At 59.4% G+C, this 23,725-nt stretch carries 26 protein-coding genes; 10 read left to right on the forward strand and 16 right to left on the reverse strand.

Features of this window, described 5'->3' with window-relative positions:
- Positions 1-27 precede the first annotated feature (27 nt).
- Entirely contained in the window at positions 28-339 is a 312-nt protein-coding gene (locus AC3WP4_RS14890) for an Mpo1-like protein (RefSeq protein WP_102616513.1), read from the reverse strand.
- 161 nt (positions 340-500) lie between these two features.
- Between AC3WP4_RS14890 and AC3WP4_RS14895 the strand changes: the two genes are divergently transcribed.
- On the forward strand, positions 501-1,562 hold the full coding sequence (locus AC3WP4_RS14895; protein WP_207250574.1) for an AraC family transcriptional regulator: 1,062 nt from the start codon (positions 501-503) through the stop codon (positions 1,560-1,562).
- Here the strand turns inward: AC3WP4_RS14895 and AC3WP4_RS14900 are convergent.
- Positions 1,519-2,973: a TrkH family potassium uptake protein gene (locus AC3WP4_RS14900; protein ID WP_074874451.1), complete on the reverse strand. Its 1,455-nt coding sequence runs from the start codon at positions 2,971-2,973 to the stop codon at positions 1,519-1,521. The two genes, AC3WP4_RS14895 and AC3WP4_RS14900, sit on opposite strands and share 44 nt — an antisense overlap.
- Before the next feature lie 122 nt (positions 2,974-3,095).
- Between AC3WP4_RS14900 and AC3WP4_RS14905 the strand changes: the two genes are divergently transcribed.
- Complete coding sequence (locus AC3WP4_RS14905) at positions 3,096-3,659, forward strand: NAD(P)H nitroreductase (RefSeq protein WP_074874453.1); 564 nt, start codon at positions 3,096-3,098, stop codon at positions 3,657-3,659.
- A 108-nt stretch (positions 3,660-3,767) separates the two neighbouring features.
- On the opposite strand, the gene AC3WP4_RS14910 is transcribed toward AC3WP4_RS14905, so the two are convergent.
- From AC3WP4_RS14910 to AC3WP4_RS14935, 6 genes are all read right to left on the reverse strand, one after another.
- Entirely contained in the window at positions 3,768-5,102 is a 1,335-nt protein-coding gene (locus tag AC3WP4_RS14910; protein ID WP_102616512.1) for a sensor histidine kinase, read from the reverse strand.
- Between the two features lie 66 nt (positions 5,103-5,168).
- A complete protein-coding gene (locus tag AC3WP4_RS14915) occupies positions 5,169-5,606 on the reverse strand; it encodes a Spy/CpxP family protein refolding chaperone (protein ID WP_074874459.1) in 438 nt (145 codons plus the stop codon).
- Positions 5,607-5,937: 331 nt separating this feature from the next.
- Positions 5,938-6,615 carry a response regulator transcription factor gene (locus tag AC3WP4_RS14920; protein ID WP_027922300.1) on the reverse strand — a complete coding sequence of 226 codons (678 nt, stop codon included), beginning with the start codon at positions 6,613-6,615 and terminating at the stop codon, positions 5,938-5,940.
- Between the two features lie 7 nt (positions 6,616-6,622).
- The gene (locus tag AC3WP4_RS14925) at positions 6,623-7,036 is read right to left on the reverse strand and encodes an SH3 domain-containing protein (RefSeq protein ID WP_074874461.1); all 414 of its coding nucleotides are present in this window, start codon (positions 7,034-7,036) and stop codon (positions 6,623-6,625) included.
- A gap of 109 nt (positions 7,037-7,145) precedes the next feature.
- On the reverse strand, positions 7,146-7,445 hold the full coding sequence (locus AC3WP4_RS14930) for a YciI family protein (protein ID WP_047532085.1): 300 nt from the start codon (positions 7,443-7,445) through the stop codon (positions 7,146-7,148).
- A 1-nt stretch (position 7,446) separates the two neighbouring features.
- On the reverse strand, positions 7,447-8,043 hold the full coding sequence (locus AC3WP4_RS14935; RefSeq protein ID WP_074874463.1) for a septation protein A: 597 nt from the start codon (positions 8,041-8,043) through the stop codon (positions 7,447-7,449).
- Positions 8,044-8,130: 87 nt separating this feature from the next.
- On the opposite strand from AC3WP4_RS14935, the gene AC3WP4_RS14940 reads away from it, so the two are divergent.
- The 5 genes from AC3WP4_RS14940 to rluB all read left to right on the forward strand — a co-directional run bounded on the left by AC3WP4_RS14940 (position 8,131) and on the right by rluB (position 13,039).
- A complete protein-coding gene (locus tag AC3WP4_RS14940) occupies positions 8,131-8,994 on the forward strand; it encodes a PHP domain-containing protein (RefSeq protein ID WP_033053481.1) in 864 nt (287 codons plus the stop codon).
- Positions 8,995-9,007: 13 nt separating this feature from the next.
- Positions 9,008-9,637, forward strand: coding sequence for an L-threonylcarbamoyladenylate synthase (locus tag AC3WP4_RS14945; RefSeq protein ID WP_102616520.1), 630 nt, complete (start codon positions 9,008-9,010; stop codon positions 9,635-9,637).
- Positions 9,638-10,459: a segregation and condensation protein A gene (locus AC3WP4_RS14950; protein ID WP_008156118.1), complete on the forward strand. Its 822-nt coding sequence runs from the start codon at positions 9,638-9,640 to the stop codon at positions 10,457-10,459. It abuts the gene before it with no gap.
- Positions 10,460-10,470: 11 nt separating this feature from the next.
- Positions 10,471-11,460 (forward strand): SMC-Scp complex subunit ScpB, encoded by a 990-nt coding sequence (gene scpB, locus AC3WP4_RS14955; protein ID WP_102616511.1) that lies wholly within the window; start codon positions 10,471-10,473, stop codon positions 11,458-11,460.
- Positions 11,461-11,740: 280 nt separating this feature from the next.
- Positions 11,741-13,039, forward strand: coding sequence for a 23S rRNA pseudouridine(2605) synthase RluB (rluB, locus tag AC3WP4_RS14960; RefSeq protein WP_074874473.1), 1,299 nt, complete (start codon positions 11,741-11,743; stop codon positions 13,037-13,039).
- A 184-nt stretch (positions 13,040-13,223) separates the two neighbouring features.
- On the opposite strand, the gene AC3WP4_RS14965 is transcribed toward rluB, so the two are convergent.
- Together AC3WP4_RS14965 and AC3WP4_RS14970 are read right to left on the reverse strand one after the other, a co-directional pair.
- Positions 13,224-14,189 (reverse strand): M29 family metallopeptidase, encoded by a 966-nt coding sequence (locus AC3WP4_RS14965; RefSeq protein ID WP_102616510.1) that lies wholly within the window; start codon positions 14,187-14,189, stop codon positions 13,224-13,226.
- A gap of 69 nt (positions 14,190-14,258) precedes the next feature.
- Entirely contained in the window at positions 14,259-14,387 is a 129-nt protein-coding gene (locus AC3WP4_RS14970; protein WP_256581235.1) for a hypothetical protein, read from the reverse strand.
- Positions 14,388-15,326: 939 nt separating this feature from the next.
- Between AC3WP4_RS14970 and AC3WP4_RS14975 the strand changes: the two genes are divergently transcribed.
- Both AC3WP4_RS14975 and arfB read left to right on the forward strand, forming a co-directional pair.
- Complete coding sequence (locus AC3WP4_RS14975; RefSeq protein ID WP_076030148.1) at positions 15,327-16,748, forward strand: amino acid permease; 1,422 nt, start codon at positions 15,327-15,329, stop codon at positions 16,746-16,748.
- A gap of 221 nt (positions 16,749-16,969) precedes the next feature.
- A complete protein-coding gene (gene arfB, locus AC3WP4_RS14980; RefSeq protein ID WP_003222786.1) occupies positions 16,970-17,383 on the forward strand; it encodes an alternative ribosome rescue aminoacyl-tRNA hydrolase ArfB in 414 nt (137 codons plus the stop codon).
- Here arfB and AC3WP4_RS14985 read toward each other — a convergent pair.
- From AC3WP4_RS14985 to phhA, 6 genes are all read right to left on the reverse strand, one after another.
- Positions 17,380-18,594 carry an MFS transporter gene (locus tag AC3WP4_RS14985; protein ID WP_102615923.1) on the reverse strand — a complete coding sequence of 405 codons (1,215 nt, stop codon included), beginning with the start codon at positions 18,592-18,594 and terminating at the stop codon, positions 17,380-17,382. The genes arfB and AC3WP4_RS14985 overlap by 4 nt on opposite strands.
- Positions 18,595-18,699: 105 nt before the next feature.
- Positions 18,700-18,882, reverse strand: coding sequence for a hypothetical protein (locus tag AC3WP4_RS14990; protein ID WP_074874481.1), 183 nt, complete (start codon positions 18,880-18,882; stop codon positions 18,700-18,702).
- A 74-nt stretch (positions 18,883-18,956) separates the two neighbouring features.
- Positions 18,957-19,088 (reverse strand): hypothetical protein, encoded by a 132-nt coding sequence (locus AC3WP4_RS14995; protein WP_008156098.1) that lies wholly within the window; start codon positions 19,086-19,088, stop codon positions 18,957-18,959.
- A gap of 282 nt (positions 19,089-19,370) precedes the next feature.
- Positions 19,371-20,564, reverse strand: coding sequence for an amino acid aminotransferase (locus tag AC3WP4_RS15000; RefSeq protein ID WP_074874482.1), 1,194 nt, complete (start codon positions 20,562-20,564; stop codon positions 19,371-19,373).
- Positions 20,564-20,920, reverse strand: a complete 357-nt coding sequence (locus tag AC3WP4_RS15005; protein WP_008030478.1) for a 4a-hydroxytetrahydrobiopterin dehydratase — start codon at positions 20,918-20,920, stop codon at positions 20,564-20,566. Before AC3WP4_RS15005 ends, AC3WP4_RS15000 begins: the two co-directional genes overlap by 1 nt.
- Positions 20,921-21,023: 103 nt before the next feature.
- On the reverse strand, positions 21,024-21,809 hold the full coding sequence (phhA, locus tag AC3WP4_RS15010; protein WP_074874484.1) for a phenylalanine 4-monooxygenase: 786 nt from the start codon (positions 21,807-21,809) through the stop codon (positions 21,024-21,026).
- 280 nt (positions 21,810-22,089) lie between these two features.
- Here phhA and AC3WP4_RS15015 point away from each other — a divergent pair, with 280 nt between their 5' ends.
- Positions 22,090-23,655 (forward strand): sigma-54-dependent transcriptional regulator, encoded by a 1,566-nt coding sequence (locus AC3WP4_RS15015; protein ID WP_074874485.1) that lies wholly within the window; start codon positions 22,090-22,092, stop codon positions 23,653-23,655.
- The last annotated feature ends 70 nt before the right edge of the window (positions 23,656-23,725 follow it).

The raw sequence follows: 23,725 nt of genomic DNA on the forward strand, positions 1-23,725 counted from the left end.
CGGCTGTCCTCCTGTGGTTCGTTGGGCCTAGAACGGCACGCGACCCAGAATCATGTCCCGGTACATGACGAAATCACCGAGCAGGCTGTAAAACGGATGTTGAAAGGTCGCGGGGCGGTTCTTCTCGAAAAAGAAATGTCCGGCCCAGGCGAAGCTGTAACCCGCCAGCGGAAGGGCCCATAACAGCAGCCAGGCGCCACTGCCGATGGTCAGGGCCAGGATGAAAATAACCAGCGTCGTGCCGATAAAGTGCATTCGTCGGCAAGTGCTGTTGCTGTGTTCGCTGAGGTAATACGGGTAGAACTCAGCGAAGCTATTGAAACGCTTAATGTTTTCCACGACTGCGATCTCTGTGGTGATCGAACTGACATGCAAGATGTTCTGCGGGTAGCTTATTTGAGTCTAGAGTGATCATTGGCATCAGCCAGTGACAATAGGCGCCACTTTAGTATCCTTCGGAAATTGGCCGTAGCATGCGGCTCATCATGTAAGTGGACGACATGAGCGAACGAACGACTTCTGCAAGCTGGGCGATGGGGATTGTCAAAGCACTGGAGATGGACGGCCTGGATTGCCGGGTGCTGTTCAAACAGCTGGGGCTCGACTACGCGGCGCTGGATGATCCGGACGCGCGCTTCCCGCAAGATTCCATGACACGACTGTGGCAGCGCGCGGTTGAGCTGTCCGGCAACCCGGCGATTGGCCTGAACATGGGCAAGGTGGTGCGACCGGCCTCCTTCCATGTGGCGGGCTACGCCTTGATGTCCAGCCAGACCCTGGCCGAAGGCTTTCAACGGCTGGTGCGTTATCAGCGGATCATTGCGGAAAGTGCCGACCTGAGTTTCCGATTGTTGGAAGAAGGCTACGCGCTGATTCTGACGGTCCACGGCGACCATCTGCCGCCGACCCGGCAGAGTGCCGAAGCGTCACTGGCTTGTGCCCTGGCGCTGTGCGGCTGGTTGACCGGACGTACCCTGCAACCACGCAAGGTGCTGGTGCAGGGCGATGAACCCGTCGATATCGAGCCCTACAAACAAGCCTTCCATGCGCCTTTGGTGTTCAACGCACCGTATGACGCCTTGATCTTCGAACGCGCTGACATGGAGGCGCCGTTGCCTACCGCCAATGAGGCGATGGCGCTGTTGCACGACCGGTTTGCCGGTGAATACCTGGCGCGGTTTTCCGAGAGTCGCGTAACCCACAAGGCGCGGCAGGTGCTGTGCCGTTTGCTGCCCCAGGGCGAGCCCAAGCGCGATACCGTGGCGCAGACGCTACACCTGTCGCAACGCACCTTGCAGCGACGTTTGCAGGAAGAGGGCACGAGTTTTCAGACGTTGCTGGACGACACCCGGCGTGAACTGGCCGAGCAATACCTGGCGCAGCCGACCATGACCCTGCTGGAAATTGCCTACCTGTTGGGGTTCGCCGATCCGAGCAACTTCTTCCGCGCCTTCCGGCGCTGGTTCGACACCACCCCCGGCGAGTACCGGACGCGGTTGATGGGCGCGCCTGCGCCTGTCAGTGACGCCAGAACGCCGGAATACACAGAACAAACACCGTAATGATTTCGAGTCGGCCCAGTAGCATGCCGAACGAGAGAATCCACTTGGCGGCGTCCGGCAGGGTGGCGAAGTTGCCCGCCGGGCCAATGGTCTCGCCCAGTCCCGGACCAACGCCGGACACCGTGGCGGCCGCACCGGTGAGGGCGGTCATCCAGTCCACGCCGAGCAGCGACAACAGCAGCGCGATCACGCAGATGGTGATGGCGAAGAAGAACGAAAAGGTCAGAATCGAGCGCACGATCTCTTCATCGAGACGGTGACCGTTGTACTTCTGCTTGATCACTGCGCGCGGGTGAATCAACTGGTTAAGGTTGGCCTTGAGCAGAATGTATGCAACCTGGAAGCGGAAAATCTTGATCCCGCCAGCGGTCGAGCCCGAGCAACCGCCGATAAAGCCCAGGTAGAAGAACAGCATCAGCGAGAAATTGCCCCAGAGGCTGTAGTCCCCCAGCGCGAAGCCTGTAGTCGTGACCACCGAGGTCACGTTCAGCGCCACATGCCGTAATGCCTCCAGCCAATGCAACTGGGTGGTCCACCAATACCAGGTGCCGAGCACCAGCCAGGTCACCAGCAACATGCCGAGCAAGCCTTGAACCTGCTCATCCTTGATCAGTGCTTTGCGGTTACCGCGCAAGGTCGCTACATACAGGGTGAACGGCAGGGCACCAAGAATCATGATGACGATCGCGACCCAATGCACTGCAGGCTCCGGCCACTTGGCCAAAGACTGGTCGGAGGTCGAGAAACCACCGGTGGAAATCGCTGACATCGCGTGGTTGATCGCGTCGAACGGACTCATCCCGGCCCACCAGAACGCCAGGCTGCCGAAAATGGTGATGCCGACGTAGGCCGCAACGATCAAACGCGCCACCATGTGCGAACGGGGCATGACTTTTTCGGAACGGTCTGACGACTCGGTCTGAAACAGCCGCATGCCGCCGATGCGCAGCAATGGCAGAATCGCTACCGCCATGCCGATAAAGCCGATGCCGCCGATCCAGTGCAGCAACGAGCGCCACATCAGGATGCCGGGAGACATGTTGTCCAGGCCCGTGAGCACCGTCGCCCCGGTGGCGGTAATCCCGGACATGCTTTCGAAGAACGAGTCGGTATAGCTGATGTGCTGTGTCAGCAGGAACGGCAGCGCGGCGAAGATGCACACCACCAGCCAGCTGCTGACCGTCAGCAGGTACATGTCTCGCGGGCGCAGGTGTACATGTTCCGGGCGACCGGGGATGACCAGCGTGAGGCCCGCGAGAAAGGTAATCATGCTCGCCCAGAGGAACGACGGCAGGTCGCCGGTGCGGTCGAACACCACCAGCGTGCCCATGGGCACGACCATGGCGATGGCCAGGGTGATCAGGAAGATGCCGATGATGAAACCAATGAGACGTAAGGTCGGCAACGCCATGAAGTCCGCTCGGGCTGAAATAGGGAAGGGCGCCATTCTACCTGTGGCGCCTGCCATGTAAACCGGCGCCGCCTGCGCAGTTGCAGCTAGAATAGCCAAACATTTTTTTCAGGAGGTGGCCGATGCAGGCTCTCGACGCTTTGCTCAACCGTGTTTCCGTTCCACGACTGATAGAACCGGCGCCCACCGCAGAACAGCGGGAAGTGCTGTTTGGCGCCGCAATGCGAGCGCCAGACCATGGCCACTTGCAGCCTTGGCGTTTCCTGACCGTCGAAGGCGCGGCGCGCGAGCAAATGGGCGAGTTGCTGGCCGAGGCGGCGAAGCAGCAGGACAGTGAAGTGTCCGAGGCGGTATTGGACAAGGCGCGTAACGGTCCGCTGCGCGCGCCACTGGTGGTGGTGGTGATCGCGCGATTGCAGGATCACGTCAAGTATCCGAAGTCCGAACAACGGCTGGCGGCGGGGTGTGCCGCTCACGGGATTTTGCTGGCGGCTTATGCGCAAGGGATTGGCGCGGTATGGCGCACGGGCGAACTGGCGTATTCGGAACATGTGGCCAAGGGCTTGGGCCTGGCTGAAGGGGAAGAAGTGATCGCGTTCCTTTACCTCGGCACGCCGCAGAAGGAGCCGCGCGTGGCGGAGAAAGTCGACCTGGCCGAATTCGTCAGCGCCTGGCCAGCCGCGTAAGGATCGTTCCCACGCTCTGCGTGGGAATGCCTCAAGGGACGCTCCGCGTTCCAATGGGACGCAGAGCGTCCCGGGCTGCATTCCCACGCGGAGCGTGGGAACGATCATCTAAGTGGCGACTCCCGGCACTAACGGTAATTCGAGGCTGGCGATAAACCCGCCATCGGGATGATTAGCCAGCACCAGACTCCCGCCATGCCGTTCCGCCGCACGGCGCGCAATCGCCAACCCCAAGCCATGTCCGGCCGCCGTCTGCCCCGGTGCCCGGTAGAACGGCTCGCCCAATCGGCTCAAATGCGCAGCCTCTACACCCGGCCCATGGTCGCGCACACTGACCACAATCCGCTCACCCTGGCGCACCGCCTGCATTTCAATCGATTGCCCCACCGGGTTAAACCGTTGAGCATTACGCAGCAGGTTGTCGACGGCGCGCTCGATCATCGTCGGCCAGCCTTTAAGGTTCAGATTCGACTCGGCCTCAAGGTGCACGTTCTGCTCCGGCGAACCCAATTGAGCATCCTTTTGCAACGTGTTGAGCAGCGCATTGAGATCAATCTCTTCAGCGCTGGCGTTGTCGGCATCGACCCGCGCCAGAACCAGGATTTCGCTGATCAGCGCTTCCAGTCGGTCGCACTCTCGAGTGAGGCGCGGCCAGAGTTTCTGGCGTTCTTCAGGGTTGGCTCGCTCGGCCAGTGCCAGCGCGATGCGCAGCCGGGCAAGCGGTGAACGCAGCTCGTGGGACACATCCCGCAACAACTGCCGCTGGCTGCCGATCAAACTTTGCAGGCGCGCGCCCATGCGGTTGAAGTCGTTGGCCAGCACGCCGAATTCATCGCGCCGGTTGGCCAGTTTCACCAGGCTGTTTTGTTGGTAGGTGGTTTGCCCCAGGTCATGCACCGCGCCGCGCAAGCGGTTGAGTGGGCGAGTAATGGACATCGTCACGAACAGGCTGAACAAGGTCAGCACCACCAACGCTATACCCAGCGCACTCAGCGGCCAGAGCAGGCTTTCGCGGTGCCACGCGTCAAGTTCGGGGTGCGGAATACGGTAGATCAGCAGGTAGGTGTCGCCGGTTTTTGCGCTGGTGTACTCATCGGTCAGCCGGCGCCATGGCAGGCGACGGTCGTCGTTGTTCTGGCGCGCTTCGAAGGCGGCCGCCCGGCGTGGAAAGGTACCGCGCACCAGCGGATCGCCGCTCTCATTGAGCACTTGAACGTCGATATGATACTGGCGCTTGCGCTGTTCCAGAATGTCCTGGGCCGCGTCTTCACCCTGTGATTCGTAGGTTTGCGTCCACTGTTCGGCCAAGGTATTGAGGCCTGGATGGCGGCTGAGAATCCAGGCGTCCTGGTTGAGCATGTGGCCCAGCAGAATGGAAAGCCCGGCAACCAGAGCGATGGCCAACCAGAAGCTGGCCAGAATACGCCAGAACAATGAGCGCACAGAAACTCCTCAGCAAAGAAAGCCCAACGGCGATTAACCGTCGGGCTGTGATATGTCGCTAGAACATTACTGCGCCTTTTGCGGCTGTTGCGCTTTCCAGGCCTTGAACTCGGCCCATTCGGCGCGACGTTCAGCCTGTTTTTTCTGGATCTCGTCGAATTGCTTCTGTTGATCCGGTTTCAGCAGCGCACGCACGTCGGCTTCGGCTTTCTTGTGGTTGGCCGCTATTTCATCTTTCAAGGCTTTCTGGTCGGCTGGCGAGAGTTTTTCCAGGTACTTGTCGACCACTTGCTTACGTTCACGCATCTGCTCGCCCATGATTTTGCGGATCTGCTCGCGCTGTTCGCGGCTCAGGTCCAGCTGGCTGTACGGGCCTTTGCCGTGCATGCCGTGCATCTGACCGCCATGGTGTGAGCCGTCCATCGGGCCGGCACCTTCAGGCATGGCCATGGCAACGGTCGGCAGGGCGGCAGCGAACATCAGAGCGATAAGAGTCTTGCGCATGGTGAATCTCCTTGTCTCGTTCCCGGTACGTTCCGGATGAGTACAGATTACGCAGATCAAGGTCAGCGGCGGTCAGCTGAGCGTAAAGCTTAGGTAAAGACGATTTCAGATTGACCTGACAAATCCATCACTTTCACCAATTTCACTGACCAAACATGACCGATGTAGCAGCTGTCGAGCCCCAGCGAGGCTGCGTTCGGCTGCGAAGCAGTCGTGAAATCAGGCGATGCGTTTTTTCAAGTTAGCCGCGTATCCAGAACTTACGACTGCTTCGCAGCCGAACGCAGCCTCGCTGGGGCTCGACAGCTGCGACAACGTTTTGCATTGGGTTTTAGAGGCTGTAGTAATATCCGCGGCTGCGCAGGGCCACGATGCGTGGGCGGCCGTCGGGGTGCGGGCCGATCTTTTTGCGCAGGTTGCTGACGTGCATGTCCAGGCTGCGGTCGTACAACGTCAGTTTGCGGCCGAGGGCGATTTGCGCCAGTTCCTGTTTGTCCAGCGGCTCGCCGGGTTGCTTGAGCAGGGCTTCGAGCAAGCGGCTTTCGGAGACGGTGAGGGTGAACTCCTGTTCATCGATGCTGACCACGCCACGTACCGGACTGAAACACAGGTCGCCCAGTTCCAGCTGACTGGACACCGCTGCCGGATGACTGCGGCGCAACACGGCGCGCAGGCGGGCGGTCAATTCCCGTGGGTCGCATGGTTTGGCCAGGTAATCGTCGGCGCCGAGTTCCAGGCCAAGGATGCGGTCCAGCGGCTCGCCGCGAGCCGAAAGCATCAGCACCGGCAAGTCCGGGTGATCGCTGCGCAATTGCTTGAGCAGCTCCAGGCCGCTGCCATCCGGCAGCATTACATCCAGCACCACGGCTGCCGGCGATGTTTCGGCCAGTGCGCGACGGGCGCTCTGACCATCGTGGCAGGCGCGGACCTGAAAGCCTTCCTGGCTCAGCCAACTGCTCAGGAGCTCACACAGCTCCTGGTCATCATCAATTAATAACAGCTCGCTCATGACTCACTCAATTTAGCCATTGCCTACGTTTTCTGGTGGCACCACTGGCGAAGATACCGCAGAGCAGCGCCAATAGCGCTACCCCGGCGCCGATGACGAACCACTGTTGCTGATCGGTCAATAGACGCGGCAGCGAGCTGCTGGCCTGGGTTTCCTTGAGTTGCAGCTTGAGACGCTGATTCTCTTGGCGCAACCGGCTTAGCTGGGCGCTTTCGCGTTCGGCATCGGTATTTTGCAGCTGTTTGCTCAGTTCTTCTCGTTGCTGTTCGCTTGCCTTCAAGCGCTGTTGCAACTCGGTGATCTGGCTGCCGGCGCTCAGGGACAGCGGTGTCGAGCTGCCGCCCTCGGCGCTTTCTTCACCGTGGGCAGGGGCCACAATCGATAACGTCACCAACATCAGACACAACGGACCTTTGCGCATCGCCACTCCTGATTCCAATACGAGTATTGGGCAGGTTGTCGGCCGGCAAACGAGAATAATGAGCGTTGAGAGCGCGATGAACCGATAAGGTTCATCGCGCGGGGAGATATTACGGCAGGACTTGCTTGAACGGTTTGACCGAAACGTTGGCGTAGACGCCTGCGGCGATATACGGATCAGCGTCGGCCCAGGCCTGCGCGGCGCTCAGGGAATCGAATTCGGCGACGATCAGGCTGCCGGTGAAACCCGCAGCGCCAGGATCATTGCTGTCGACTGCCGGGTGTGGACCGGCCAAAACGATGCGACCTTCACCTTTGAGCGCTTGCAGGCGCTCAAGGTGTGCAGGCCGTGCGGCCAGGCGGGCTTCCAGGGAGTTGGCGACGTCTGTGGCAATGATTGCGTAAAGCATGTCAGTCCTCGGTTTTTGGCGTTGTGGTATCGGCGTCGTGCAGGTGGCGGGACAGGTAGATGCCCTGCGCAACCAGGAACAGCAGCGTCATGCCCAGGCTGCCGAAGACTTTGAAGTCGACCCAGTATTCCTGGAACGTGAACGCGACGAACAGGTTGGCGGCACCGCAAAACAGGAAAAAGCCGATCCAGGCGATGTTCAGGCGAGTCCAGACCGGCTCCGGCAGGGTCAGCGCGTGGCCCATGATGCGTTTGATCAGCAATTGCTCGCCGATGAAGTGGCTGCCGATGAACGCCAGGGCGAACAGCCAGTTCACGACCGGCGCTTTCCATTTCAGGAAGGTTTCGCTGTGGAACGCCAGGGTCAGACTACCGAAGACCAGGCAGGCGATGAGGGTCAGCCACTGGCTCTTCTCCAGCTTGCGCTGCTTGATGAACAGCGTGCCGTAAACCACCAGGGAGCTGAGGATCAGCATGGCAGTGGCGCTGTAGATACCGCCTACAGTGACCTCGTGGCCGGCAATGTCGACGACCCGGGGATCGAGTTTGAAGACGATGAAGAACAGCAGGAGCGGGATGAAATCGATGAATTGTTTCACAGTGGCAGCCAGAAGCAGGATGTGGCGGCATAATAACAAACATATGGGCGCGCGATAGCGCCAGCTGAATTGAGGTAAAAAAGTCCTGTGAATGTTGATTTGCACTGCCATAGCACGGCCTCCGATGGCGCTCTCGCGCCTGCAGTACTGGTTGCGCGTGCGTTCGAGAAAGGCGTGCGAGTCCTGGCCTTGACCGATCACGACACTCTCGAGGGCCTCGACGAGGCTCGCAGTGCGGCGACCGCGCTGGGGATGCAACTGGTCAACGGCGTCGAATTGTCCTGCACCTGGGGCGGCGCGACCATTCATGTGCTGGGCTATGGTTTCGACGTCAACGCTGTGCCGTTGGTCGAGGCCATTGCAAAATTGCACGATGGCCGCTGGCTACGGTCCGAAGAAATAAGCCGCAAGTTGGCATTGAAAGGCATGCCGGGTGCGCTGGAAGGTGCCCGGGCCATCCAGCAGGAACTGGGCGACAGCGGCAACGCGCCGGCCCGTCCGCATTTCGCCGACTGGATGGTGCGTGAAGGTTTCGTCAAGGATCGCGCCGAAGCGTTCCGCAAATGGCTGGGTGCCGGCAAACTGGGGGACGTCAAGCAACACTGGCCAACCCTGGAAGACACGGTCGAAACCCTGCGTGCCGCCAAGGCCTGGGTCAGCCTTGCGCATCCGTGGCACTACGATTTCACTCGCAGCAAGCGTCGCCGGCTGATTTCTGACTATATTCAAGCTGGGGGCCACGCTATCGAAGTGGTCAATGGCCATCAGCCCGCCGAGCAAGTGGGCAGCCTGGCGATTCTCGCCCGTGAGTTCGGTCTGCTGGTCAGCGCCGGCAGTGATTTTCATGGCCCTGGAGGCTGGTCCGAGATCGGTGAGTACCGCCCGCTTCCGGAAGATTTGCCACCACTGTGGTGTCGATTCAAACATGACCCAATTATTGCCGCCGTCTGAACAGGTAGAGAATGTGAGTCAATTTTTCCAGATTCATCCGGAAAACCCGCAAGCGCGCCTGATCAAACAGGCTGTCGAGATCATCCGCAAAGGCGGGGTGGTGATTTATCCCACAGACTCTTCCTACGCCATTGGTTGCCAGATCGGTGACAAGAATGCCGTGGAGCGCGTGCGTCGATTGCGTGGTCTGGATGACAAGCACAACTTCGCCCTGATTTGCAGCGATCTGTCGCAACTGGGGCTGTTCGCCAAGATCGATACCGGTCTTTTTCGCTTGCTCAAGGCCCACTTGCCGGGTCCGTATACCTTCATTCTCAACGCCACCCGCGAAGTCCCGCGGCTGTTGTTGCACCCGAAAAAACGCACCATCGGCCTGCGCGTACCGAGCCATCCGATTGCCCTGGCGCTGCTGGAAGAACTCGGCGAACCGCTGATGAGCGTGACCCTGATCATGCCCGGCGACACCGACCCGATGACCGATCCTTACGAAATGCGCCAGTTGCTCGAGCATCAGGTCGACCTGATCATCGACGGCGGTTTCGGCGGGATCAAGGCGTCCACCGTGATCAACCTCGCTGACGGCGAGCCGGAAGTGATCCGCGTGGGTTGCGGCGACCCGACGCCGTTCATGGCCGAGGCGTAGATGTCTGCAGTAGAACCCGTGGTTGACAGTCAGGCCGGAGCCCAGCAAGAGCTGCCCTTCGCGATGGTCTATGGCCAGGCGGTCATGGAAATGCCGCTGGACCTGTACATTCCGCCGGATGCGCTTGAGGTTTTTCTCGAAGCCTTCGAAGGCCCCCTCGACCTGCTGCTGTACCTGATCCGCAAACAGAACATCAACATCCTCGACATTCCTGTAGCGGAAATTACCCGGCAATACATGGGCTATGTCGAGTTGATGCAGTCGGTGCGCCTGGAACTGGCCGCCGAGTACCTGGTCATGGCCGCAATGCTGGCCGAGATCAAATCGCGGATGCTGCTGCCGCGTGCCGAAACGATCGAAGCCGAAGAAGATGACCCTCGCGCCGAACTGATTCGCCGCTTGCAAGAGTACGAACGCTTCAAGGCCGCAGCCGAAGGCATCGATGGCCTGAGCCGTGTGGGTCGTGACGTGGTCGTCCCCAAGCTCGACGCCCCGGAAGCCCGGGCGCGCAAGCTGTTGCCGGACGTGCGTCTTTCAGAGCTGTTGTTGTCCATGGCAGAAGTGTTGCGCCGTGGCGACATGTTCGAAAGTCACCAGGTCAGCCGCGAGGCACTGTCCACCCGCGAACGCATGAGCGATGTGCTGGAGCGCCTCAAGGGCGGCGGTTTCGTGCCCTTTGCCGAGCTGTTCACCGCTGAGGAAGGACGTCTGGGGGTGGTGGTAACCTTTATGGCGATCCTCGAACTGGTCAAGGAATCCTTGGTCGAGCTGGTGCAGAATGAGCCGTTCGCAGCGATCCACGTGCGGGCCCGAGCCGAATAACGAGTTGAATCATGAACCTGACTGAACCCCGCGAGCTGGCGCCACTGCTTGAAGCCTTTCTGCTGGCCTCGGGAAAACCGCAATCGCTTGAACGCCTGTTCGAACTCTTTGAAGAGGGTGAGCGGCCGGAGCCGCCGGTCTTCAAGAAAGCCCTGACGATTCTCGCCAAGTCCTGCGACGGCCGCGCCTTCGAGCTGAAGGAAGTGGCCTCCGGGTATCGCTTGCAGATCCGCGAAAAGTTCTCGCCGTGGGTAGGACGTTTGTGGGAAGAGCGGCCGCAGCGCTATTCCCGCGCCATGCTCGAAACCATTGCGCTGATCGCCTATCGCCAGCCGATCACCCGGGGCGAGATCGAAGACGTGCGGGGTGTGGCGGTCAACAGTCACATCGTGAAAACCTTGCTGGAGCGCGAGTGGATTCGCATCGTCGGCTACCGCGACGTGCCAGGTAAACCAGCGATGTTTGCCACCACCAAGGCCTTTCTCGATCACTTCAACCTCAAAAACCTCGACGATTTGCCGCCGCTGGCCGAATTGCGCGAGCTTGAGCCTGATCCGGTGCTCGATTTCGACGACGCGCCGGTGCCTGCCGCACTGCAAGAGTTGGCCGACGCCAGCGCCGAGCCGGAAGAGCCGAAGGAAGAAACCAGTTTCCATACGCTGTTGCTGGAGCTCGACACCATGGAGGAGGGGCTCAAGACCGACTTCGACGATCTGTTGCGTGATGGTGAGGTGAGCGGGACCGAAGAGATTGTGGACCTGCCCGAGCCTGTGATCGAAGTCGAACTTCAGATCGAGCCCGAAGCCACAGTCGAAGAAGAGCAGGAAGAAGAGCAGGAAGATGATGTGCTTGGCGTTGCCGAAGCTCGCGAGAAACTCCTGGCCGCTGTCGCCGCCCTTGAACAACACAAGCCCGAGCCCGAGTTGACCGACGAAGAAGCCGAAGCCCGAGCCCTCGCCGAAGCAATCGAGGCCGAACGCCGCGCATTCGAAGACGATTAACCTGACTGATCGTTCCCACGCGTGGGAACGATCTTCAAGAACTGTAGGAGCCGAGCTTGCTCGCGATAGCGGTCTTCCAGTCACCTTGATGTTGAATATGCCGACGTCATCGCGAGCAAGCTCGGCTCCTGCACAAGCCGGTCGGCGGAAAAACAGGTAAGTCGCCATTGATCAGCTAGTCTCTGATGCGCGAACGCTCCCATGAGCGTATGATTCGCGACCCTTCGGCGATCCCTTCGCCAAGTACCCCGTTTTACAGACCACACCGGGAGGTGCCCAGATGAGTATCAAAGACCAGAAAGACGACCAGGAAATCGGCCCAGCAGGCGAAAAACTGCAGAAAGTCCTCGCCCGTATCGGCGTCGGCTCGCGCCGTGACGTGGAAGCCTGGATCAGCCACGGCCGCATCAAGGTCAATGGCAAAGACGCCACCCTCGGGCAGCGCGTCGACATGCACGACGCCATCACCATTGATGGCAAGGTGATCAAGCGCGAAGAAGCCGCCGAGTCGGTACGCCGCGTGATCATGTACAACAAGCCGGACGGCGAAATCTGCACCCGCCTTGATCCGGAAGGTCGTCCGACCGTTTTCGACAAGATGCCGAAACCAAAAGAAGGTCGCTGGATCAACATCGGTCGTCTGGACATCAACACTACCGGCCTGCTGATGTTCACCACCGACGGTGAGCTGGCCAACCGCCTGATGCACCCTTCCTACGAAATGGACCGTGAATACGCGGTGCGTGTCCGTGGTGAAGTCGATGACGAGATGATTGAGCGTCTGAAAGCAGGCGTCGTCCTCGAAGACGGCCCGGCCAAGTTCACCGACATCAAGCAGGCGCCAGGTGGCGAAGGTTTCAACCACTGGTACCACTGCGTGGTGATGGAAGGTCGCAACCGCGAAGTTCGTCGTCTGTGGGAATCCCAGGGTCTGGTGGTCAGCCGTCTGAAGCGCGTGCGTTTCGGTCCGGTGTTCCTCAACTCCGACCTGCCGATGGGCCGCTGGCGCGAAATGAGCCAGTACGAAGTCGATATTCTGAGTGCTGAAGTCGGCTTGACCCCGGTGGCCATGCCGCAGATGAACGCCAAGAGCAAAGACAAGCTCGATCGCATGCAGCGTAAATCGTCGCGTCCGATGGGCAAGACCGAGCGCGTGCGTTCGTTGCGTCCAGCCATCGGTAACCAGACCGCTGCTACGCCGCGTGATACCCGTGAACCGCATATCGAAGGCGAGCGCCCAGCCCGCAAGCCAGCAGCACCTCGTGCTGACGGCGAGCGCGGTCCACGCACGCCACGTCCGGCCAATGGTCGCACCGAGCGCGGCGAAGGCCGCGGTGCGCCAAGCGGTGGTCGTAGCGACCGCGGTGCTCCGGCCGGTCGTGGCGAGTCTCGTGGTGAGTCGGGTCGCGGTACGCCTGTGGCAGACCGTCCTTCCGACACCAAGCGCCCGGCCAAGGCTCCGGCGAAGAAGCGTCCAGGCATCGTTCTGGTCGACAAGGACGCACCCTCGGGCAAACGCCGTGGTGCACCAGCCGGTTCGGGCCAGCGTCCGGGCTTCGGTCGTCGCAAGCCTGAGTAATCGGTAAGCGCTCCATGAAAAACGCCAACCTTCGGGTTGGCGTTTTTTTTGTCTGTTTTTCTGATCGTACCCACGCTCCGCGTGGGAATGCAGCCCGTGACGCTCTGCGTCACATCTCAAGAGCGGACGCAGAGCGTCCATTGATGCATTCCCACGCGGAGCGTGGGAACGATCAGTCGATCAGTCAGAACACAAACCGCCCATCAAACACCGGCTCATCATCCAGCGCCAACACGCCGCTGGAGAAAATCAGGTCCAGATGATGGCTACCCTTCGCGCCACCGCCCAATCCCAGGTGCAGCCCGCAATGGCGCTCCTCGAATCCGGCATTGCGCGCATACAATGCCTTAACGCCTTCATTGGTGCCGATCCCCAACTCCTCAATTCGTCGATTGGATGGATTGGCCTCCAGGTACTTGTTGAAGTCATGTTCCAGCCCCGGCACCTCGGTGGCGATTTTGCTGATAGTCGAGTTCTCGATCCACAACTCCAGCGGCGACTCCAGTACCCCGTATTTGCGGGCAAATGGAATAGTGCCGAGAAAAGTCCCCATGAACTTGACCCTGCCATTAATGGCTTCGCTGTGCGTAGCAATCTCACCAGGCGCCAAATCGAAGTTGCCTACACCGTTGATGTCGGTCCACTTCTTGATGCTGCTCAACGGTGTTTCAAACCACGAACCGTGATCATCCTTGAAACTTAACGTGGTGGCATGGGACATGCGCTGGATCAAGTGGCTGTTCAACCCGGCAATGCGCTGCGGGGTGACACTGAACGTGTCGTAGAAGTAATCGCCGTAATCCTTGAACAGCAGCGACTTTTTCCAGTTCTCGGCCATGACGCCTTGCAGCGCGCGGACAAAATCCGGGCCATCGGGGCGTGGATTGGGCAGGGTGGAAGAGTCGTAGAAGAAAATGTACAGATCACTGTCGGCAATCGTCTGGGCCAGCAATTCCGTGGGTTCCAGGTCCAGTCGCATTGCGCTGAAACTGAAGCGAGGGCTGGCACCGGCCTGTTCGGCGATGGCGCTCGTCAGTGCCTGGTAATCAGCTGTGTGGCCGATCAATACCTTCGCCGGAGTGATGCCGACAAGGGCAGGGTGATGTTCGAGGTAGTAAAGGAAATGCGATATGGCGCGTTGCTTATCCATGTAGTCCTCCCTGACAAACCGAGAAAAAGTGGCAGGCACAACCGGCCGGATCGTGCCTGCCGGGATGTCTTACAGAGGCCACATCGCCGTGCCGAACGGAACAACCGCATCGGCTTGCATCATTTCAACGGCGGCGTCATGGGTCGGTGCTTCAAACCAATCGTCCAGTTTGCAGTTCAGTTTCCAAGTCTTTTTCAAGTGCTTGCATTGTGAATCTCCTAGATGACTTTTTCGGTAAGTGCAGCGGCGCGTTTTCAGTCATTGAACAACCCGCCAACTTGCTGATCGATGCGTCTTGGCAAGTCGCTGAAAACCTAGTTCACAGGTTTTTAAATTGCAAAAAAATAATCAAATAAGATTTGTTTGAACTTTTTATTCTGTTTTTCGTTGAACAATTTGTTAATAAAAAACAAAAAACTAACTCGATCTTTTCCTTAGGAAGCTTCCTACCGTCAATTTGCAGTCAGCCTACAGCCAGATCTGATTCGGCAAATTTACGTTACGGCATGTAAAGAATTGCTGACGAAATCAAGCCCCAAAGCCCTTGGTTTGACGCTTGCGCAAGGGATGTAAGGAAAACCTTCCGCCGAGCAGCCATTCAGGCCGTGCGCACGGCTCTGGCCCGCTTGTTTCAGTCACGCGAGAAGGGTGAGATGCGCCCCATGCCTGTCGTGCAGGTGCATAACAAGAAGGAGGCGCAATGTACGCCGTGACTTATCTCCATCTCCCCCGTGGAGCGGTTTTTCCATCGTTCCCATCGATGACCCGCAAAGGTCTGACTCAATTTTTGCAGCCGCCCGAGAACCTCGTGGCGGACACAGGCAATCCCGGCAAATGACACGCTGATCCAGCAGTGTCTGGTAGCAGGGGGTTACAGGTGTACAATGCGCCGCGTTTTAACTGTGACCTCCTGCGCATCTGCGCAAACCTCAAGGCTATCCGCCTTGTTCACTCCGTTGCGCCACAAGCGTGTCGGGTTCGATTTCGTCACAGATAAAAACAAACAGGTGACGCATGACCGTTGTAAAAACGCTGAACTCCTTTTGCCTTCGCTGGGGTTTGATCGGCGCTGCTTGAGATCGCACCCGAGCAGCAACGTCTAACGAACATCATCAAACCTTGCGTGAGACCCTTTTCATGAGTGGACAAAACTCGCATTCAGGCGAGCTGAAACGCGGCCTGAAAAATCGCCACATTCAACTGATCGCCCTCGGTGGCGCGATCGGTACCGGGCTGTTCCTTGGCTCGGCCGGTGTACTGAAATCCGCCGGCCCGTCGATGATCCTCGGCTACGCCATCTGCGGCTTCATTGCTTTCATGATCATGCGCCAGCTCGGCGAAATGATCGTCGAAGAGCCAGTCGCCGGTTCCTTCAGCCACTTCGCCCATAAATACTGGGGCGGTTTCGCCGGCTTCCTGTCGGGCTGGAACTGCTGGATTCTGTACATTCTGGTGGGCATGTCGGAGCTGACCGCGGTCGGCAAATACATCCACTACTGGGCGCCACATATCCCGACCTGGGTTTCGGCAGCCGGTTTCTTCGTCTTGATCAACCTGATCAACCTGGCGAACGTCAAAGTCTTTGGTGAGGCGGAGTTCTGGTTCGCGATCATCAAGGTCGTGGCCATCGTCGGCATGATTGCACTCGGCAGCTATCTGCTGGTCAGCGGCGACGGCGGCCCCCAAGCCTCGGTGACCAACCTGTGGGTCCACGGCGGTTTCTTCCCGAATGGCGTCAGCGGTTTGGTGATGGCCATGGCGATTATCATGTTCTCCTTCGGCGGCCTGGAAATGCTCGGTTTCACCGCAGCGGAAGCTGACAAGCCGAAAACCGTGATCCCGAAAGCCATCAACCAGGTGATCTACCGGATCCTGATTTTCTACATCGGCGCGTTGGTTATCCTGCTTTCCTTGACGCCATGGGACAGCCTGTTGACGACCCTGAATGCGTCGGGCGACTCCTACAGCGGCAGCCCGTTCGTTCAAGTGTTCTCGATGCTTGGCAGTGACACCGCTGCGCACATTCTCAACTTCGTGGTCCTGACCGCGGCGCTGTCGGTGTACAACAGCGGCACCTACTGCAACAGCCGCATGTTGCTGGGCATGGCCGAGCAGGGCGATGCGCCGAAAGCCTTGTCGAAGATCGACAAGCGCGGCGTGCCAGTGCGTTCGATCCTTGCTTCGGCGGCGGTGACATTGATTGCCGTTTTGCTGAACTACCTGATCCCGCAAAACGCGCTGGAACTGTTGATGTCGCTGGTGGTTGCCACCCTGGTGATCAACTGGGCGATGATCAGCTTCTCGCACTTCAAGTTCCGCCAGCACATGAACAAGACCAAACAGACGCCGCTGTTCAAGGCCCTGTGGTACCCGTACGGCAACTATGTTTGCCTGGCGTTCGTGGTGTTCATTCTTGGCGTGATGCTGCTGATTCCGGGGATTCAGATCTCGGTGTATGCGATTCCGGTGTGGGTCGCATTCATGTGGATTTGCTACGGCATCAAGAACAAACGCAGCGCCCGGCACGCACTGCAGGCTGCGGGTTCCGTAGCGAAATAATGTAAGCGCAGACACAACAAACCCGGCCATGTGCCGGGTTTGTTGTTTTCGGGTTTTACACAAATCCCTTGTAGGAGTGAGCCTGCTCGCGATAGCGGTGTGTCAGTCAACATCTTAGTTGCCTGACACACCGCTATCGCGAGCAGGCTCACTCCTACGGGGACCGCATTCTTTCAGTTTATTCGCGGTATCCTGAGCGCCCTGAACCCGGACGCTTTTCCATGCTGGTGATTTCCAACAACGTGCATCTGCCGGATGCCGAGATCGAATTGACCGCCATCCGCGCCCAGGGCGCCGGTGGGCAGAACGTCAACAAGGTCTCCAGTGCCGTGCACCTGCGTTTCGACATTCCGGCCTCGTCCTTGCCCGAGTTCTACAAGGAGCGGTTGCTGGCGCTGCGTGACAGTCGCATTACCAGCGACGGGGTGTTGATCATCAAGGCCCAGCAATACCGCACGCAGGAAGCCAATCGTGCGGACGCGCTGGAACGGCTGACCGAGTTGATCCTCAGTGCCACCAAGGTCGAGAAAAAACGTCGCCCGACCAAGCCGACCCTCGGTTCGAAGAAGCGTCGGTTGGAGTCAAAGACCAAGCGCGGCAGCATCAAGGCTGGACGCGGCAAGGTCGATTTTTAGCGGGTTTGGCGTTCTTCCCGGTACTTTTCATTGAGATGCTTCGGCGCCTGCCGGTACAAGTAAACACTCAGTGCCAGACCGCTCAACGCGGCGAGTGCAGCGAACAGGAAGATCGAGGCAAAGCCAAAGCCTGCCGCAATCGCACCCGCCACCGGCCCGGTGATCCCCAGCGACAAATCGATGAACAACGAATAAGCCCCGACTGCCGCGCCACGACTTGAGGCCGGTACCAGATTGACTGCTTCCACCCCCAGCGCGGGGAACACCAGCGAGAAACCGAACCCACTCAGCGCCGCACCGGCCAATGCCCAATGAGCGTCCGGCGCCAGCCACAGCAGCAGCAAGCCGAGGGTTTCCACCGACAGGCAGGCAATCGCCACGCGAAAGCCGCCGAGGCGGTTGATCAGGTTGCCGAACAACAGCCGCGCACCGATGAAACTGGCACCGAACAAACTCAAGCACAGCACCGCGTTGTCCCAATGCTGCGTGGCGTAATACAACGTGATGAAAGTCGCGATAGTGCCGAAACCGATGGAGCCCAGCGCCAGGCCGCAACCATGTGGCAGTACGCGCCCCAGCACGTGCATGAACGGCAGCCGCTCACCGACCACAATCGGCGCTGCGGTCTTCGGCCAGGCCAGCACCAGGCCGAGGACGGCCAGCAACACGATGCTCACGCCCATGCTCCACAAACCCAATTGACTGACCAGCAGCACGCCCAGCGGTGCACCGACCGCCAGCGCGCCATAACTGGCGATGCCGTTCCAGGAAATGACTTTGGCGGTGTTCGCCGCGCCGACCCGGCCGATGCCCCAGCCAATCGAGCCAGAACCCACCAGGCTTTCCGCGCTGCCGAGTACCAGACGGCCGATCAGCAGGCTGATCAGGCTCAAGGTCGGCAGGCTTTGGGTCCAGGCCGAAATCAGCATGAACACGCCGCTCAAGCCGCAGCCGGCGAGGCCGTACATCACGGCGAGTTTACTGCCCTTGTTGTCGATGATTTTCCCGGCATACGGACGGCTGAGCAGGGTGGCCAGGTATTGCACGCTGATCACCAGGCCGGCGATGACCGCACCGAAGCCCAGATCGCTGTGGACGTAGCCCGGCAGCACGGCCAGGGGAATGCCGATATTCAGGTAGCCGATGAAGGTGAACAGGACGATGGAAACGACTTGCAGCGTGACCGCCTGGGGGCGCTGGTTTTCAGACATGGGTAAAGATCCACGGGGAAGCAGGATAGATAGGCTGCTTATGATAGCGGCGCTAACGGTCGCGGGTCGTGGAAAAAGTAAAACTATTTGCCGGGTGGGGATGAATCAGGGTTTCGCGGGAGCGACCAGGTGCGTGGTGACCAGGGCGGCCAGGGCGTTTTCTTCGCTGCCGAAACGGGCGAGCAGCGCGGCGCGTTTCTCGGGGGACAGGCGATTCCAGATCTCGATCATCTTCTCGGTAGTACCGATCAAGACGCTGGCTTGGGTTTCGCTGAAGTCGTCGGTCATGGGGGGCTCAAGGATTCAGGCGGTGTGGAAAGCGCATGTTAGCGCTTTCCACACGGTCTGGCATTGCAGGTGAATCAGTCTTCGCTGTCGGCCTTGCGGCGTTCAGTGGCTTCTTTCGGCTCGGGCTGTTGGGCGCCGGCTTGTTGCGTGGGCGTCTGCTCAGTTTCGTGCAGGCTTGGGAAGGGGAGATTAGGGATCTCGTGCATATCGCGCTCCTCGCAAAGTCTGTTGATAGATCTGGTAGATCCGCGCTTTTAAAAAGCTTGGGGAGGATACAGCAGAAGAAATGACAAATAGACTTTTATATCCAATTGTTGCGACGGATGGGATTGTCTAGACAGGTCTGCGGCAGTGGCGCAGACGATCGTTCCCACGCTCTGCGTGGGAATGCAGCCCGGGACGCTCTGCGTCGCTTTAAAGCCGAACGCGGAGCGTCCGTCGAGGCATTCCCACGCGGAGCGTGGGAACGATCATTGGTGCGATAGGGATTACTTGCAGACTTCGGCGATGGCTTCGGCCAGCAGATCCAGGCGTGTCGCATCGATTCCGGCGACGTTGGCCCGGCCGGTGCCGACCATGTAAACGCTGTGATGATCGCGCAGTTGTTTGACCTGCTCCGGCGATAAACCAGTGTAGGAAAACATCCCGCGCTGCACGCCGATGTGCGCAAAGCGCTCGCGCAAACCATGAGGTTCCAGCGCTTCAACCAAACCGCTGCGCAGCTGGGCGATGCGCAAACGCATGGCTTCCACTTCGTCGGCCCAGAGGCTTTTCAGCTCTGGATCACCGAGGATGGTCGCTACCACAGCCGCGCCATGATCCGGTGGTGTCGACCACAGGTTGCGGGCGATGTTGGCCAGTTGGCTGCGGATATCCACCAGCTTGTCAGCGGTTTTCGCGCAGACAATCAGCGCACCGGTGCGATCGCGGTACAGGCCGAAGTTCTTCGAGCAGGAGCTTGTGATCAGCACTTCCGGCAACGCGGCAGCGAACAACCGGGTCGACCAGGCGTCCTGTTCCAGGCCATCGCCGAAGCCTTGGTAGGCGAAGTCGATCAGTGGCACCAGATCGCGACTGCGCACCACGTCCAGCACTCGGCGCCAGTCGTCATGGGACAGATCGAAACCGGTCGGGTTATGGCAGCAGGCGTGCAGCAGCACCACATCGCCTTTCGGCGCCTCGTTGAGGGTGGCGAGCATCGCTTCGACATCGAGGCGGTTATCGCTGCCCACGTACGGGTAATGACTGACCTTGACCCCGGCTGCCGCGAAGATGGTTTCGTGGATCGGCCAGGTCGGGTTGCTCAGCCACACGCCACGGCCCGGCAGGCACTGGGCGATGAAGTCGGCACTCAAGCGCAGCGCGCCGGTGCCGCCCGGTGTTTGCGTCGCCCCGGTCCGTTGTTCGGCAATCAGCGGGGAATCGGCGCCCAGCACCAATTCAACGATGGCCTTGCCGAACGCCGATTCACCGTGGCCACCGATGTAGGTCTTGGTGGTCTGGCGATCCACCAGACGTTGCTCGGCGAGTTTCACGGACTGGGGAATCGGTGTCAGGCCTTGGGCATCTTTATAGACGCCCACGCCGAGGTCGAATTTGCGCGGATTGGGGTCCTGCGCATAGGCCTCCATCAGGCCGAGAATCGGGTCGCCGGGTACTCGGCCGATGGCGTCGAAATGCATTATTTGCGGCCCTCGGCGTCCTTCGCCACTTCGTCAGTGCGCGCGGCCATGATGAAATCGTTGCGATGCAGGCCCTTGATGGAGTGGCTCCACCAGGTCACGGTGACTTTGCCCCACTCGGTCAGCAGGCCTGGGTGGTGACCTTCCGCCTCGGAGATTTCACCAACGGCGTTGGTGAACGCCAGTGCGTGTTTGAAGTTCTTGAACAGGAAAACTTTTTCCAGCTGCATCACGCTGTCGCGCACTTCAATGTTCCAGTCAGGAATCTGTTTGATCAGTACCGGCAGTTCTTCGTCGCTGACCTGAGGGGCATCGGCGCGGCAGGCTTCGCAATGGGCTTGGTTCAATGTGGACATGATGGGTTCCTGAAATCGAATTATTGGAATTCGGCCGTCAATTCACCACGCTAAACCAAAGCGTCGGTTCCTGACAGGCTCACTTGATTCTAAAAGCTGCGGATCACGCAGCCTTTGGCGGAAATTTCGGTGTGTGCAAGCCCAACAGCATGCCTTGCTTGACCATGCCCATGATGTCTTCGTGGGCGAGGTCGAACAGACGCTTGAGGTTCGGCAGGACAAAGTACAGCGGTTGCAGGATGTCGATGCGATACGGCGTGCGCATGCATTCCAGCGGATCGAAGGCCTGATGCTCAGGTTCGTCTGACAGGCAGTAAACGGTTTCTTTCGGCGAGGAGAGAATGCCGCCGCCATAGATGCGCAGGCCTTCAGCTGTATCGACCAGGCCGAACTCGATGGTCATCCAGTACAGGCGCGCCAGGTACACGCGTTCTTCCTTGGAAGCCTGTAGGCCGAGTTTGCCGTAGGTGTGGGTGAATTCGGCAAACCAGGGGTTGGTCAGCAGCGGGCAGTGGCCAAAGATCTCGTGGAAAATGTCCGGCTCTTGCAGGTAATCCAGCTCTTCGCGGGTACGAATAAACGTCGCCACCGGAAACTGCTTGTTGGCGAGCAATTCGAAAAAGGTCTGGAAGGGGATCAGTGCGGGCACCCGGGCAACCTGCCACCCGGTGGTTTCACCGAGGACCTTGTTGATCTCGCCGAGTTGCGGAATGCGGTCGTGGGGCAGACCGAGTTTTTCGATACCGTCCAGGTATTCCTGGCACGCACGACCCTCGATCACTTTCAGTTGGCGAGTGATCAGCGTGTTCCACACCGCGTGTTCTTCGGCGGGGTAGTCGATAAAACCTTGCGCATCGGGCTCGCGAGCCACGTATTGCGTCTGCTTCATGCTGCTCTCCTGCTAGGGGATTCGTTCTTGTTGTGTGTACAGCTATGGACCTAGAAATACCTCAGAAATGCAGTGTTGCAGCGCCCGAGTCGCGCTGTGCGTAGGAAAAATCGTCGATTTTTGTAAAGTAATCGTTACGGATCGACTGAAATGGCGCAGGGATTGAGATTGGCGGGTTTGAAATGGCGTGCAGGTGTCACATAATCTTGACGACTAAGTTGGTGTCTGCGCAGAAAAATCCCTGCTCAGGCCCTCAATCACTCCTGTTTCGGGCGTTTTTATGCGTATCAAAGTCCACTGCCAGAACCGCATCGGCATCCTGCGCGACATTCTCAACTTGCTGGTGGAGTACGGGATCAACGTCGCTCGCGGCGAAGTCGGCGGTGAGCATGGCAACGCGATCTATCTGCACTGCCCGAACCTGATCAACATTCAGTTTCAGGCGTTGCGTCCGAAGTTTGAGGCGATCGGCGGGGTATTCGGCGTCAAGCGTGTAGGGCTGATGCCCAGCGAACGTCGGCACATGGAACTCAATGCGTTGCTCGGCGCCTTGGAATTTCCGGTGCTATCGATCGACATGGGCGGCTCGATCGTCGCGGCCAACCGCGCGGCGGCGCAGTTGCTCGGCGTGCGGGTCGATGAGGTGCCGGGGATTCCGTTGTCGCGTTACGCCGAGGATTTCGACTTGCCGGAACTGGTGCGCGCCAACAAGTCGCGGATCAACGGCTTGCGGGTGAAAGTGAAGGGCGACGTGTTTCTCGCCGACATTGCGCCACTGCAATCGGAGCATGACGACAGCGAAGCAATGGCCGGTGCGGTACTCACGTTGCACCGCGCCGACCGGGTCGGTGAGCGCATCTATAACGTGCGCAAGCAGGAGTTGCGCGGTTTCGACAGCATTTTCCAGAGCTCGAAGGTGATGGCCGCGGTGGTGCGCGAAGCCCGACGCATGGCGCCGCTGGATGCGCCGCTATTGATAGAAGGCGAAACCGGTACCGGTAAAGAGTTGTTGGCGCGCGCCTGCCATCTGGCGAGTCCGCGGGGGCAGTCACCGTTGATGGCGCTCAACTGCGCCGGCCTGCCGGAATCCATGGCTGAGACGGAGCTGTTCGGCTACGGCCCCGGCGCTTTCGAGGGGGCGCGGGCCGAGGGTAAGCTCGGTCTGCTGGAGCTGACGGCAGGCGGTACGCTGTTTCTCGATGGTGTCGGGGAAATGAGCCCGCGCTTGCAGGTGAAGTTGCTGCGCTTCCTGCAGGACGGTTGCTTCCGTCGTGTGGGCAGTGATGAAGAGGTTTATCTGGATGTGCGGGTGATTTGCGCGACGCAGGTCGACCTGTCCGAGTTGTGCGCGCGGGGTGAGTTTCGCCAGGATTTGTATCACCGCTTGAACGTGCTTTCACTGCACATTCCGCCCCTGCGCGAATGCCTCGATGGTTTGACGCCGCTGGTGGAACACTTCCTCGATCAGGCCAGTCGGCAAATTGGTTGCCCGCTGCCGAAACTGGCGCCGGCGGCGATGGAACGGCTCAGTCACTACCATTGGCCGGGCAATGTTCGGCAATTGGAAAACGTATTGTTCCAGGCGGTTTCTTTGTGCGAGGGCGGGACCGTCAAGGCCGAACATATTCGCCTGCCGGACTACGGCGTGCGTCAGCCGCTTGGCGATTTCTCACTTGAGGGTGGGTTGGACGAGATTGTCGGGCGTTTCGAGAAAGCGGTGCTTGAGCGTTTGTATTCCGAGCATCCGAGCAGTCGCCAATTGGGCAAGCGGTTGGGGGTTTCGCACACCACTATTGCCAATAAGTTGCGTGAGTACGAAGTCGGCAAAGAACCCGGCAGCGCCTGATCGTTCCCACGCTCCGCGTGGGAATGCCTCAATGGACGCTCTGCGTCCGCTTTGGGACGCGGAGCGTCCC

The sequence above is a fragment of the Pseudomonas sp. FW305-20 genome, assembly GCF_058788075.1.

Coding starts and splice junctions, on each gene's coding strand:
- AC3WP4_RS14895 (WP_207250574.1), top strand. CDS start 501: ATGAGCGAACGAACGACTTCTGCAAGCTGGGCGATGGGGATTGTCAAA.
- AC3WP4_RS14900 (WP_074874451.1), bottom strand. CDS start 2,973: ATGGCGTTGCCGACCTTACGTCTCATTGGTTTCATCATCGGCATCTTC.
- AC3WP4_RS14905 (WP_074874453.1), top strand. CDS start 3,096: ATGCAGGCTCTCGACGCTTTGCTCAACCGTGTTTCCGTTCCACGACTG.
- AC3WP4_RS14915 (WP_074874459.1), bottom strand. CDS start 5,606: ATGCGCAAGACTCTTATCGCTCTGATGTTCGCTGCCGCCCTGCCGACC.
- AC3WP4_RS14920 (WP_027922300.1), bottom strand. CDS start 6,615: ATGAGCGAGCTGTTATTAATTGATGATGACCAGGAGCTGTGTGAGCTC.
- AC3WP4_RS14925 (WP_074874461.1), bottom strand. CDS start 7,036: ATGCGCAAAGGTCCGTTGTGTCTGATGTTGGTGACGTTATCGATTGTG.
- AC3WP4_RS14930 (WP_047532085.1), bottom strand. CDS start 7,445: ATGCTTTACGCAATCATTGCCACAGACGTCGCCAACTCCCTGGAAGCC.
- AC3WP4_RS14950 (WP_008156118.1), top strand. CDS start 9,638: ATGTCTGCAGTAGAACCCGTGGTTGACAGTCAGGCCGGAGCCCAGCAA.
- scpB (WP_102616511.1), top strand. CDS start 10,471: ATGAACCTGACTGAACCCCGCGAGCTGGCGCCACTGCTTGAAGCCTTT.
- rluB (WP_074874473.1), top strand. CDS start 11,741: ATGAGTATCAAAGACCAGAAAGACGACCAGGAAATCGGCCCAGCAGGC.
- AC3WP4_RS14965 (WP_102616510.1), bottom strand. CDS start 14,189: ATGGATAAGCAACGCGCCATATCGCATTTCCTTTACTACCTCGAACAT.
- AC3WP4_RS14975 (WP_076030148.1), top strand. CDS start 15,327: ATGAGTGGACAAAACTCGCATTCAGGCGAGCTGAAACGCGGCCTGAAA.
- arfB (WP_003222786.1), top strand. CDS start 16,970: ATGCTGGTGATTTCCAACAACGTGCATCTGCCGGATGCCGAGATCGAA.
- AC3WP4_RS14985 (WP_102615923.1), bottom strand. CDS start 18,594: ATGTCTGAAAACCAGCGCCCCCAGGCGGTCACGCTGCAAGTCGTTTCC.
- AC3WP4_RS14990 (WP_074874481.1), bottom strand. CDS start 18,882: ATGACCGACGACTTCAGCGAAACCCAAGCCAGCGTCTTGATCGGTACT.
- AC3WP4_RS14995 (WP_008156098.1), bottom strand. CDS start 19,088: ATGCACGAGATCCCTAATCTCCCCTTCCCAAGCCTGCACGAAACTGAG.
- AC3WP4_RS15000 (WP_074874482.1), bottom strand. CDS start 20,564: ATGCATTTCGACGCCATCGGCCGAGTACCCGGCGACCCGATTCTCGGC.
- AC3WP4_RS15005 (WP_008030478.1), bottom strand. CDS start 20,920: ATGTCCACATTGAACCAAGCCCATTGCGAAGCCTGCCGCGCCGATGCC.
- phhA (WP_074874484.1), bottom strand. CDS start 21,809: ATGAAGCAGACGCAATACGTGGCTCGCGAGCCCGATGCGCAAGGTTTT.
- AC3WP4_RS15015 (WP_074874485.1), top strand. CDS start 22,090: ATGCGTATCAAAGTCCACTGCCAGAACCGCATCGGCATCCTGCGCGAC.